The following is a 12,298-nucleotide window of genomic DNA, read 5'->3' on the forward strand; positions in this document are numbered from 1 at the left end:
GCACCGGCACAAGCACCGGCACAAGCACCGGCACAAGCACCGGCACAAGCACCGGCACAAGCACCGGCACAAGCACCGGCACAAGCACCGGCACAAGCACCGGCACAAACACCGGCACCGAAGCCGTCGACGAGCAGCCGGCCGCCGCCCCGCGCGCTCTCGCCGTGCCCGACCTCTCCCTCGTCGTACTGATCGGTGCCACCGGCTCCGGCAAGTCCACCTTCGCCAGGAGCCACTTCAAGCCCACCGAGATCGTCTCCTCGGACTTCTGCCGTGGACTGGTCGCCGACGACGAGAACGACCAGAGCGCGAGCCGTGACGCCTTCGACGTACTGCACTACATCGTGGGCAAGCGGCTCGCGGCCGGCCGGCTCACTGTCGTGGACGCGACCAATGTGCAGTCCGAGAGCCGTAAGCAGCTCGTACGGATCGCGCGCGAGCATGACGTCCTGCCCGTCGCGATCGTCCTCGACCTGCCGGAGGAGGTGTGCGCGGCACGGAACGCCGGCCGCCCCGACCGGGCCGGTATGCCGCGCCATGTCATCAGGCGCCACCGCGGCGAACTGCGCCGTTCGCTGCGCGGTCTGGAGCGCGAGGGCTTCCGCAAGGTCCACATCCTGCGCGGTGAGCGGGAAGTGGCCGCCGCCGGTGTCGTACTCGAACGCCGCTACAACGACCTCACCCATCTCACCGGCCCCTTCGACATCATCGGGGACGTCCACGGCTGCCGCTCCGAGCTGGAGACCCTGCTCGGCAGACTGGGCTACCGGGACGGCACCCACCCCGAGGGGCGTACGGCCGTCTTCGTCGGCGACCTCGTCGACCGCGGTCCCGACAGCCCCGGTGTGCTGCGTCTGGTGATGGACATGGTCGCGTCCGGCGACGCCCTGTGCGTACCGGGCAACCACGAGAACAAGCTCGGCCGCTGGCTCAAGGGAAGGCAGGTCCAGCACACCCACGGACTCGCCGAGACCGTCGAGCAGTTCGAGAAGGAGGACGACGCGTTCCGCGCGCGGGTGCGGGAGTTCGTCGACGGGCTGGTCAGCCACTACGTCCTGGACGGCGGCAGGCTGGTCGTCTGTCACGCGGGTCTGCCGGAGAAGTACCACGGCCGTACCTCGGGCCGGGTCCGCTCGCACGCCCTGTACGGCGAGACCACGGGCGAGACCGACGAGTTCGGGCTGCCCGTGCGCTATCCCTGGGCCGAGGACTACCGGGGCCGGGCGGCCGTGGTGTACGGCCACACCCCCGTACCGAACACCTCGTGGATCAACAACACCATCTGTCTGGACACCGGGGCGGTCTTCGGCGGGAAGATGACCGCGCTGCGCTGGCCGGAGCGCGAACTCGTCGACGTACCCGCCGAGCGGGTCTGGTACGAGCCGGCCAGGCCACTGACCACCGAGGCGCCCGGCGGGCGGGAGGGCCGGCCGCTCGACCTCGCCGATGTGCACGGCAAGCGGATCGTGGAGACCCGTCACATGGGCCGGCTCGCGGTGCGCGAGGAGAACGCGGCGGCGGCGCTGGAGGTCATGAGCCGTTTCGCGGTCGACCCCCGGCTGCTGGCCTATCTCCCGCCCACCATGGCACCCACCGCGACCGCCGGCGCCGAGGCCCGGGGCGCGGGTGCCGACGGGCACTATCTGGAGCACCCGGCCGAGGCGTTCGCCCAGTACCGCTCGGACGGTGTCGCGCGGGTCGTGTGCGAGGAGAAGCACATGGGTTCGCGTGCGGTGGCCCTGGTCTGCCGGGACGAGGCGGCGGCGCGTGAACGCTTCGGCGTGGCCGGGCCGACCGGCGCCCTGCACACCCGTACCGGCCGTCCCTTCTTCGACGACCCCGCGGTCACCGAGGAGATACTGGAGCGGCTGCGCGCGGCCGTCACGGCCGCCGGGCTCTGGCGGGAACTCGACACGGACTGGCTGCTGCTGGACGCCGAGCTGATGCCCTGGTCGCTCAAGGCCACCGGTCTGCTGCGCACGCAGTACGCGGCGGTCGGCGCCGCCGCGGGCGCCGCCTTCCCCGCCGTGACCCGGGCGCTCGAAGCCGCCGTGTCCCGGGGCGTCGAGGCCACCGCGCTGCTGACGGCGCAGCGCGACCGCGCGAGCGACGCGGCGGCGTTCACCGAGGCGTACCGGCGCTACTGCTGGCCCACGGACGGACTGGCGGGAGTGCGTCTCGCGCCGTTCCAGCTCCTGGCCGTCCAGGGCCGCAGCCTCGCGGCGGTCCCGCACGACCAGCAGCTCGCCTGGCTGGACCGGCTGGTCGAGCACGACCCGACCGGTCTGCTCCAGGTCACCCGGCGGCTGATCGTCGACACGGGTGACGAGGCATCGGTCCGCGGCGGGACCGACTGGTGGCTGGAGATGACCGAGCGCGGCGGCGAGGGCATGGTCGTCAAGCCGCTCGCGGCGCTGGTCCGGGACGAGAAGGGACGGCTCGTACAGCCGGGCATCAAGGTGCGCGGCCGTGAGTATCTGCGGATCATCTACGGGCCCGAGTACACCCGCCCGGAGAATCTCCAGCGGCTGCGCGGCCGATTCCTCGGCCACAAGCGGTCGTTGGCGCTGCGGGAGTACGCCCTCGGCCTGGAGGCGCTGGACCGGCTGGCGGAGGGCGAGCCGCTGTGGCGGGTCCATGAAGCGGTCTTCGCGGTCCTGGCCCTGGAGTCGGAGCCGGTGGACCCCCGGCTCTGACACCGCGGCCGGCCTTGAGACCAGGGCCTCATCCGTTCACCGCGTGAATCGCGCCTCATGCGGTGAGGATGGGGTCATGGGATTCCATGTCGACTCCGAGGCCGGGCGGCTGCGCCGCGTCATACTGCACCGGCCTGATCTGGAGCTGAAACGGCTCACGCCCGGCAACAAGGACGCCTTGCTCTTCGACGACGTGCTGTGGGTGCGGCGCGCCCAGGAGGAGCACGACGCGTTCGCCGCGGTGCTGCGCGACCGCGGAGTACAGGTGCATCTCTTCGCCGATCTGCTCCGTGAGTCCCTGGAGCTGCCGGCGGCGCGGCGGCTCGTGCTGGACAGGGTCTTCGACGAGAAGGAGTACGGTCCGCTCGCCACCGGCCATCTCCGGGCGGTGTTCGACGAACTGCCGACCGCCGACCTGGTCGAGGCGCTGGTCGGCGGGATGACCAAGCGGGAGTTCCTGGAGCGGCACGCCGAGCCGACCTCCGTACGCTTCCATGTGATGGCGCTGGACGACTTCCTGCTCGACCCGCTGCCGAACCACATCTTCACCCGGGACACCTCCGCCTGGATCTACGACGGAGTGAGCATCAACGCCATGCGCTGGCCCGCGCGCCGGCGCGAGACCGTGCACTTCGAGGCGGTCTACAAGCACCATCCGCTCTTCACCGCCCCCGAGGCCGGTGCCTTCCACCACTGGTCGGAGGGGCAGGACGACTATCCGTCCACCATCGAGGGCGGCGATGTGCTGGTCATCGGCGAGGGAGCCGTACTGATCGGGATGAGTGAACGCACCACCCCGCAGGCGGTCGAGATGCTGGCCCGAGGGCTCTTCGCGGCCGGTTCCGCGACCACGATCGTGGCGCTGGACATGCCCAAGCGCCGGGCGTTCATGCATCTCGACACGGTGATGACGATGGTCGACGGCGACACCTTCACGCAGTACGCGGGTCTCGGCATGCTCCGCTCGTACACCATCGAACCGGGCGGCGACGGCCATGAACTGAAGGTCACCGACCATCCGCCGGAGCATATGCACCGCGCCATCGCGGCGGCGCTCGGGCTGCCGGAGATCCGGGTGCTGACCGCCACCCAGGACGTGCACTCCGCCGCCCGTGAGCAGTGGGACGACGGCTGCAACGTGCTCGCCGTCGAGCCCGGTGTCGTCGTCGCCTATGACCGCAATGTCACCACCAACACCCATCTGCGCAGACAGGGCATCGAGGTGATCGAGATCCCCGGCAGCGAGCTGGGGCGTGGTCGTGGCGGGCCGCGCTGTATGAGCTGTCCGGTCGAGCGCGCCGCTGTGTAGCGCGTACACCGCCGTAGCGCGTACACCGCCGCGCGAGGCCATGTGCGCCGCGGGCCGTATGTGCCGCGGGCCGTATGTGCGCCCCGCGCGCTGGGTGCGCCACGCACCCTCTGCGATCGTATAGCAATACGGGCAATCGTATATAGTTCCATGGTCCCGGTATGTCATCCCCTTCACCACCCCCTTTCCCCTCCCCTCCTATCTGTGCCCCAGGAGCAGCCACCATGGCGATACACCTCGCAGGCCGCCACTTCCTCAAGGAGCTGGACTTCACGGCCGAGGAGTTCCGCGGCCTGATCGAGCTCGCCGCCGAGCTGAAGGCCGCGAAGAAGGCGGGCACCGAGATCCAGCGGCTGCGCGGCAGGAACATCGCGCTGATCTTCGAGAAGGCCTCGACCCGTACACGCTGTGCCTTCGAGGTGGCGGCGGCGGACCAGGGGGCGGCGACGACCTATATCGACCCGGCGAGTTCGCACATCGGGAAGAAGGAGTCGGCCAAGGATACGGCCCGGGTGCTCGGCCGGATGTTCGACGGTATCGAGTTCCGCGGGGACGCCCAGGCGACCGTTGAGGAGCTCGCCGCGCACGCGGGCGTGCCGGTCTTCAACGGCCTCACGGACGACTGGCACCCCACCCAGATGCTCGCCGATGTGCTGACCATGACCGAGCACTGCGCCAAGCCCCTGACGGAGACGGCCTTCGCCTACCTCGGTGACGCGCGCTTCAACATGGGCAACTCGTATCTGGTCACCGGCGCGCTGCTGGGGATGGACGTACGGCTTGTCGCGCCGCGCGCCTACTGGCCGGACGAGGAGATCGTCACCCTGGCGCGCAAGACCGCCGAGGAGAGCGGGGCGCGTCTGACCCTCACCGAGAGCATCGGGGAGGGGGTCGCGGGCGCGGACTTCGTGGCCACGGATGTCTGGGTGTCGATGGGGGAGGCCAAGGAGGTCTGGGACGAGCGGATCGCCGCGCTCGGTCCGTACGCCGTGACCATGGACGTCCTGCGCGCGACCGGGAATCCCGAGGTGAAGTTCCTGCACTGTCTGCCGGCCTTCCACAACCTCGACACGGCGGTCGGCCGCGAGATCCATGAGCGCCACGGTCTGACCGAACTGGAGGTCACCGACGAGGTCTTCGAGTCGGCGCACTCCGTCGTCTTCGACGAGGCCGAGAACCGGCTGCACACGATCAAGGCCGTACTGGTCGCCACCCTCGCCCGGGACGGCGCGCCCGGCTGAGGCCAGGTCAGGCTGAGGCCAGGTCAGGCGGAGGCCAGGTCAGGCGGCGGCCGGGTCGGCGGGTCAGCAGGTGGGGAGTGTGAACCAGACCGCCTTGCCCTGATCCGTGGGGCGGTGGCCGCACTCCAGGCTCAGGGTATGGATCAGCAGCAGACCGCGGCCGTTCTCCTGCCAGGGATCGGGCATCGCGCCGAATCCCGGGCGCGAGAGATTCCCGGGCGGGGCCGGGTCGCGGTCGTGCACCTCGACCTGGCAGCCGGTGGGCAGCAGTTCCACGACCAGCTCGATCGGGTCGCTCCCCGGTGTGTGCTTGATGGCGTTCGCGACCAGCTCCGCCGTGAGCAGCTCCGCGGTGTCGCTGTCGGTCATGTCCGCGAGATGCGCGATCGCCGTCCGGACCAGGGCGCGGGCGAGCGGTACTGCTTCCGCACTGTGGGGCAGTGCGACACGCCAGGAGGGGAGGCCTGAGGTTTCCGGCACGGCGGGTGGTCCGATCAAGGGTTCGGCGGGTGTCGTGAGGCTGAAGTGCTATCAGCTTCAACTTTACGGAGCGTAAGGGCGCGGACAAGAGGCGGCGGCCCGCCGGAAGAGGGACCTAAGTCCCGCCCGGATCGGGACCTTTGGCCCTCGGAACCTCTGGCGGATGGGCCCTTCGGCGGGTACGGAAAGGCCACCGGCGCGTCCGTGAAGTGCCCCGGGCGGCCCATGTGCCGCGTGGCCCGGAGTGATCCGGGGACGGGGCGCGACGGGTGGCCCGAAACGTACGGGCGGCCCGAAACGTATCGCGCACTTGTGACGACAGTCACACATGAGTGACGCCGTTCCGGCGAGGGACAGCGTCCGCTGAGGGGGGCCGTACTCCATGAGCCACTCCACGAGCCCGTTCACCGGCTCCGCGCCCCGCACCCAGGAGTGGCGCCATCTCCGGCCGACCCGCGACGTCGACGGGGACGCGACCGTCACCCTCGACCGGCGCATGGCGGCCGGCTCCGGCGGTCGCCGCTGGGAGCACGCTGTCGCGGTGCTGCCCTGACCGGTGGTCCACCACCGCGGGCCGGGCCTGTCCCCCCGTGGGTACAGGCCCGGCCCACGGCCCACGGCCCCCGCCTGGCCGCCGCCGCCGGTCAGGCGGTGATGGGTGTGGTCCGGGTGCAGTTCTTCCATTCGACCCAGGGTCGGGTGCCGCCGCTCCGGGGGCCGGTGGCGTAAGTGGGGTCGCCGGTGATCGTCTGCTCCTTGTGCTCGTGGGTGATGTCGATGCCGAAGAGTTTGAAGCCCATGGTGACCTGGCCTGCGGAGATGCCGAAGCCGATGCCGAGTGAGGCGTTCCACCAGTCGGTGTTGGCCTTGTAGTCGAGGCGTGAGAGCTTGCCCTTGTCGTGCAGGAGCCGCTCCAGCGGGCCCGCGTCGGCGCCGGGCGCCTCGGCCGCGTCGGAGGGTGAGGGCAGCGCGTCACCGGCGGGGAAGTCGCCGCGTCCGCGCAGCCAGTCCTCCACCAGCGTGCTGTCCGCGTCGTTGTCGAGGACCAGTTCGGCGGACTCGGTGTGTATCCGGGACTCCACCTCACCGCCGCCTCCGCCGACGTCGATGGTCACGGGCCCGGCGTTGGCTCCCGCGCCCATATTGACCCCAGGCCCCTCACCGGCCTCCTGACTGGTCGTGATCACCATCTTCTGCGGGCGGTGCGGCCGGCCGTTCTTCACCTCCTCGTCGTACATGGCCGCGTCGTAGGTGACCGCCACCTGCTGCATCCGGGTGCCGCTGACCTGGCCCACCTCACCGGCCTTGCCGCTCACCGAGAAGGTGTAGACGAAGGTGACCTTGCCCGCGTCCGGGCCGGTGTTGGTACGGAGAACCACCACGTCCTGGGTCATGGAGCCGCTGATCAGATCGGTCGAGACGCTGCCGAGGTCCTTGGGCTCGCCGTCCTTGCCGCCCTCGCCGCTGCCCTTCTTGAACGACTTGCCGAAACTCACCCCGCCCGACGCCTCGGTGGTCGTCTTGGTGATGTCGACGTCCGGCATGCGCTCCGGATTGGTCCGCTCCATCTGCGAGACGGCGTTGTTGCTACAGCCGACCTGGCTGATGGGGGAGACGGGGGAACCGATCATGGCGCGGCAGAAGTCCTGCTGCTTGAGCGCCTCGGCGAAGGCCTTGGCGTCGGCGAGATTGGCCTCCAGATCGGCCTGCGGGTTGTCGCTCTTGTGGCTGCCGAACAGCCACTGGCCCCCGCTGCCGTTGCCCTTGGTGTAGGTGCCGCTCAGCGAGGCGCTGCCGCCCCAGTCCTTCAGCCCCGGGATACCCGCGGAGACGCTCGCGGTGACCCCGACGCTGCTGTCCGTCACCCGTTCCACGGTGACCGTGCCGTCGGACCACTGCTGGACCTTGAGCTGTTCCGAGCCGCTGATCTTGATGAAGAGGATCTGGATGACGACGGTGTCCTTGGTCTGATCCTGCGAGAGCAGACACTTCGCGGGCTGGAAGGGGTCGTCGGGGGGTACGACGGGATCCTCGCCGCTGTCCCCGCCGCCACCGTCGTCCCCGTCTCCGCCGTTCCCGTCCTCACCCGAGGCGCACCCGAAGGCGCCATCGTCGGCATGAACGATTCTGCACACCGCGTTCTTCAGCCCGACCGCCTCGTCGTCGGGCACCGTCAGCCCCACGATCGCCGCCACGACGAGGGCCACCACCCCGATCAGTGCGACGTACTCCACCCCGCCCTGGCCCTTATTGCCATGCGCATGCCAAATCGGGAGACCTCTGGCGCCCCTCACCATCCACTCCTCGTCCCACACCGTGACCGTTCCCCCGAACGGAAGGCAGCGTAAAGACGAAGCAGGACCCAACGGCAGGGTCCCCGGACCCACTTGGGGGCCCAAGACGATCAATCGCGTGCATACTCGGTATGCTTCACTTCGGGGGTTAGTTCGATTTATGACCGCATCTCAACAGGTGTACACAGGGGGAGAGTTGTCCGGAAAACGAAGCAGGGCAGGCGCGGCCATGGTGGCGGCGCTGCTCACGGCGGGACTCATCACAGGGGCCGCTCCAGGGACGTCGTCCGCCTCCGCCTCCGCCTCCGACTCGGGCTTGGGCTCGGGATCCGGCGCCACGGCGCCGGGGGATTTCGCCGCGAAGGCACGCGAGGCACAGGGCGAGCCGTCCGTGGTCACCCTGATCACCGGGGACCGTGTGCGTGTGGACGCCAGGGGACGGGTGACCCGGATCGAGCCCGCCGAGGGGCGTGAGAGCGTCCGCGCGACCGTCAGGCGTGTCGGGGACAGTACGTATGTCCTGCCGGCCGACGCGTCGCGGCTGGTGGCCCAAGGCATTCTCGACCGGCGGCTGTTCGATGTGACCGGTCTCATCAGGGACCGGTACGACGACGCGCACCGCGCGACCCTGCCGCTGATCGTGTCGTACTCCAAGGACACCGAGGACAAGGCACGGGCGAAGTCGGCGATCTCGGCCGCGGACGTCTCCGTACGGCGGAGCCTGCCCGCGGTCAGGGGGGAGGCGCTCACCGCGCCCAGGACCGGCTCGTCCGAGGTGTGGCACGCCCTCACCGCGCCCGTCGCCGGTCAGCGGTCGGCGCGCGGCACGGCACCCGGTGTGGCGAGGGTGTGGCTGGACGGCAGGCGCCACGCGAGCCTGGACAGGAGCGTCGCGCAGATCGGCGCCCCGGCCGCCTGGCAGGCCGGATACGACGGCACCGGAGTGAAGATAGCCGTCCTGGACACCGGGGTCGACGAGACCCATCCCGACCTCAAGGGCGTCGAGGTGGGGCAGCGGGACTTCTCCGGTTCGGGCAGCACCGTCGACCACGTCGGCCACGGCACCCATGTCGCGTCGATCGCCGCGGGCTCGGGGGCCACGTCGGGCGGGAAGTACAAGGGCGTCGCGCCCGGTGCGCGGATCCTCGACGGCAAGGTCCTCGACGACTCGGGCTCCGGCTCGGACTCCGGGATCATCGCGGGGATGCAGTGGGCCGCCGACCAGGGCGCGCGGGTGGCCAACCTCAGCCTGGGCGGACTGGACACCGTGGAGACGGATCCGCTGGAGGCGGCCGTCGACAGGCTCTCCGCGGACAAGGGCATCCTCTTCGTCATCGCGGCGGGCAACGAGGGCCCCGGGGCGGGGACGGTGGGCTCGCCCGGCAGCGCGGCCTCCGCGCTCACCGTCGGCGCCGTCGACCGGGCCGACAAGATCGCCGGCTTCTCCAGCGTGGGCCAGACGGCCGACGGCTCGCTGAAGCCGGACCTCACCGCGCCCGGTGTGGACATCGTCGCCGCGAGGGCGGCCCAGGGACGGCTCGGGACCCCGGCGGCCGACGGCTATGTGTCGATGTCCGGTACGTCCATGGCGACCCCGCACGTGGCGGGCGCCGCGGCGATCCTCGCCCAGGAGCACCCGGACTGGACCGGACAGCGGATCAAGCAGACGCTGGCCGCGTCCGCGAGGCCGACCGCCGGGCTGACGGCGTACCAGCAGGGCACCGGACGTACCGATGTGGCCGCGGCGATCACCCAGTCGGTGGCCAGCGAGCAGACCTCGGTGAACTTCGGTCTCCAGAAATGGCCGCACACCGACGACACCCCGGTGACCCGGCAGATCACCTACCGCAACAGCGGCACGGAGCCGGTCACCCTCGATCTGTCGCTCGACACGGCGGGACCCCAGGGACAGCCCGCCCCGGCCGGTTTCTTCGGGCTCGGCGCGCGGCAGGTCACCGTACCTGCGGGCGGCGACGCGAGCGTCGATCTCATCTCTGACACCCGGACCGGCACGCTGGACGGCGCGTTCTCGGGTTCTGTCGTCGCCGCCGCGAGCGGGGGCGGCCAGAGCGTGCGCACATCCTTCGGCGTCGTGCGGGAGGCGGAGTCGTACGACCTCACGGTGAAGTTCATCGACACCAAGGGCAAGCCCGCACGGGCCGGCGCGATGGTGTACGGCCACAGCGGTGACTTCTGGGAGGACCTCTTCGAGGCCGACGGTGACGGGACCGCGAAGATCCGTGTCCCCAGGGGCAGTTATCTGATCGAGGCCCCGGTCGAGACCCCCAGGGGATCCAAGCCCGGCTCCGACATCGCCCTGATGGTGGCGCCGAAGCTCTCGGTCACCGCGAACTCCACCGTCACCTTCGACGCCCGCAAGGCGAAGCCGGTGAGCATCACCCCGCCGGAGTCCGCGACGAATGTCGCCGCGTATCTGAACTACTCGCTGGAGCTGCGGAGCGGCGGCCTCGGCAGTTCCTGGTTCCTGGACAGCTTCACGGGCTTCAGGACCGCGCAGGTCGGCGCGGCGCTCCCCGCCCGGGACCTCAGCTCCCAGGTGGGCGGCGCCTGGCAGAAGGGCAGCACCTCTTACAACGTGCTCTACAACCGCACCGGTTCGCTCCACACCGGGTTCACCCACAAGGTGACCAAGAGCGAACTGGCGCTGGTGAATCTGCGGATCGGCGCCTCCGCGAAGTCCCAGCGGGCGGTCGTCAACCCCCTCTGGAACGCACCCAACTTCGGGATCGGCACGGTCACCCGGCCGTTCGCCCTGCCCGCCGTGGCGAAGACCTACGTCACCGTGCCCAAGGGCTTCACCTGGGAGTTCGCGCTCGAACAGCAGGGCGCGACGGAGGCCGGGGGCTATGTGTTCCTGGGGTCCGACGGGGCGAGGACCTACCAGGCGAAGAAGACCTACGAGCACACCTACAACGTCGGGGTGTTCAGCCCGAAGACCGGCGGCGACAGCGTCGCCCAGCGATTCCAGAACGAGCTGGCGGTCTGCATCCCCGAATTCACCGACGGCTCCGGGCACTTGGGCCTGTCCTCGGTGACCAAGCAGCGGACCGTGATCACCGCGGGCGGCAGGAAGCTCGTCGACAGCAGAGGTGAACTCTGCGCGTACACCGACGCTCTGCCCACCGCGTCGGCCGCGTACCGGATCAGCACGGACGTGTCCCGTTCCACCGCGGTGGCCGGGGTCAGCACACGGATCGTCGCGGGCTGGACGTTCACCTCGAAGAGGCCGGCCGGTGAGTCCGTGGTGACGCTGCCGCTCTCCACCGTCCGCTTCGCCCCGAAGCTCGACCTGGGCAGTGCCGGCGCCAAGGGCAAGAAGCTGACGGTCCCGCTCTCCGTCCAGGGCCCGGCGGCGGGCAAGGGCCTCAAGTCCCTGTCCGTACAGGTCTCCTACGACGGTGGCACCAAGTGGGCCAAGGCCACGGTCACCACCGCCAAGGACGGCAGGCGGAGCCTGACGCTGAGCCATCCGAAGAAGGCCACCTCGGTCTCGCTCAAGGCGAAGCTCACGGACAAGAGCGGCAATGCCTACGACCTGACGGTCATCAAGGCCTATCTGCTCAAGTGACCCGGAGCGGCGCCGGCCGGGCGCCGCCCCGGTCCCGATCCCGCCCCCGCCGTCCCGGGCTCTGCCACCTGCCCGGGACGGCGGGGGCGGCCGTGCACCGGCGGGGCACCGGCAGGCCCGTGCCTGATCCGGCCGGGGCCGGACGGACCCGACGAGGGGTGCCGGGCCTTGTACTCCGAAGCCCTGACGGGTCTACGCTCTGCGGATGACCTTGGAATGGGAACAGGTAATCGTTCACGCGGCGGATCCGGCGGCCCTGGGGCAGTGGTGGGCCGAGGCTCTTGGCTGGGTTGTGGTCTACACCACCGACGAGGAGTTCGAGATCCGCCCGGCGCCGGATCGCCTGCCGGGGCTGGATTTCGTCCGGCTCGATGAGAGCAAGAAGGCCAAGAGCCGGCTGCATCTCGACTTCAGGCCTGATGACCAGGACGCCGAGGTGGCTCGTCTGGTGGCGCACGGCGCACAGCGTGTCGATATCGGCCAGGGTGATCAGTCGTGGGTCGTCCTGGCGGATCCCGAAGGTAACGAGTTCTGTGTCCTCAGCCCGCGGCGGCAGTGACGCGGGCACCGAACGGGCCCGCCCGCCGTCTTGACCGGGCACCGCACGGCGGGGTCGGTCCATCCGGTGACAGGGGCCCGGTCACCGGACAGACCGGCCTGCGGTCGGCTCACACCAGGTCGGGCACCCG

8 protein-coding genes are annotated in these 12,298 nt (G+C 70.3%); 6 read left to right on the top strand and 2 right to left on the bottom strand.

What is annotated here, in order from left to right; genetic code table 11:
- Nucleotides 1–164 precede the first annotated feature (164 nt).
- The 3 genes from ACWGDX_RS01535 to argF all read left to right on the top strand — a co-directional run bounded on the left by ACWGDX_RS01535 (nucleotide 165) and on the right by argF (nucleotide 5,246).
- Entirely contained in the window at nucleotides 165–2,696 is a 2,532-nt protein-coding gene (locus tag ACWGDX_RS01535; RefSeq protein ID WP_453621098.1) for a polynucleotide kinase-phosphatase, read from the top strand.
- Between the two features lie 76 nt (nucleotides 2,697–2,772).
- Nucleotides 2,773–4,005: an arginine deiminase gene (locus ACWGDX_RS01540; protein ID WP_453621100.1), complete on the top strand. Its 1,233-nt coding sequence runs from the start codon at nucleotides 2,773–2,775 to the stop codon at nucleotides 4,003–4,005.
- Between the two features lie 224 nt (nucleotides 4,006–4,229).
- On the top strand, nucleotides 4,230–5,246 hold the full coding sequence (argF, locus tag ACWGDX_RS01545; RefSeq protein ID WP_453621102.1) for an ornithine carbamoyltransferase: 1,017 nt from the start codon (nucleotides 4,230–4,232) through the stop codon (nucleotides 5,244–5,246).
- Nucleotides 5,247–5,309: 63 nt separating this feature from the next.
- Here argF and ACWGDX_RS01550 read toward each other — a convergent pair whose 3' ends face one another.
- A complete protein-coding gene (locus ACWGDX_RS01550) occupies nucleotides 5,310–5,726 on the bottom strand; it encodes an ATP-binding protein (RefSeq protein ID WP_453621104.1) in 417 nt (138 codons plus the stop codon).
- A 382-nt stretch (nucleotides 5,727–6,108) separates the two neighbouring features.
- Here ACWGDX_RS01550 and ACWGDX_RS01555 point away from each other — a divergent pair, with 382 nt between their 5' ends.
- Nucleotides 6,109–6,279 (top strand): hypothetical protein, encoded by a 171-nt coding sequence (locus tag ACWGDX_RS01555; RefSeq protein ID WP_453621106.1) that lies wholly within the window; start codon nucleotides 6,109–6,111, stop codon nucleotides 6,277–6,279.
- Nucleotides 6,280–6,370: 91 nt separating this feature from the next.
- Here the strand turns inward: ACWGDX_RS01555 and ACWGDX_RS01560 are convergent, their stop codons facing one another.
- Complete coding sequence (locus tag ACWGDX_RS01560; protein WP_453621108.1) at nucleotides 6,371–7,960, bottom strand: hypothetical protein; 1,590 nt, start codon at nucleotides 7,958–7,960, stop codon at nucleotides 6,371–6,373.
- A gap of 256 nt (nucleotides 7,961–8,216) precedes the next feature.
- Here ACWGDX_RS01560 and ACWGDX_RS01565 point away from each other — a divergent pair, with 256 nt between their 5' ends.
- Together ACWGDX_RS01565 and ACWGDX_RS01570 are read left to right on the top strand one after the other, a co-directional pair.
- On the top strand, nucleotides 8,217–11,609 hold the full coding sequence (locus tag ACWGDX_RS01565) for a S8 family serine peptidase (protein ID WP_453621110.1): 3,393 nt from the start codon (nucleotides 8,217–8,219) through the stop codon (nucleotides 11,607–11,609).
- Between the two features lie 205 nt (nucleotides 11,610–11,814).
- Complete coding sequence (locus tag ACWGDX_RS01570; protein ID WP_453621112.1) at nucleotides 11,815–12,168, top strand: VOC family protein; 354 nt, start codon at nucleotides 11,815–11,817, stop codon at nucleotides 12,166–12,168.
- The last annotated feature ends 130 nt before the right edge of the window (nucleotides 12,169–12,298 follow it).

This window comes from Streptomyces sp. NPDC055025, from assembly GCF_053608565.1.

Coding starts and splice junctions, on each gene's coding strand:
- ACWGDX_RS01540 (WP_453621100.1), top strand. CDS start 2,773: ATGGGATTCCATGTCGACTCCGAGGCCGGGCGGCTGCGCCGCGTCATA.
- argF (WP_453621102.1), top strand. CDS start 4,230: ATGGCGATACACCTCGCAGGCCGCCACTTCCTCAAGGAGCTGGACTTC.
- ACWGDX_RS01555 (WP_453621106.1), top strand. CDS start 6,109: ATGAGCCACTCCACGAGCCCGTTCACCGGCTCCGCGCCCCGCACCCAG.
- ACWGDX_RS01570 (WP_453621112.1), top strand. CDS start 11,815: ATGACCTTGGAATGGGAACAGGTAATCGTTCACGCGGCGGATCCGGCG.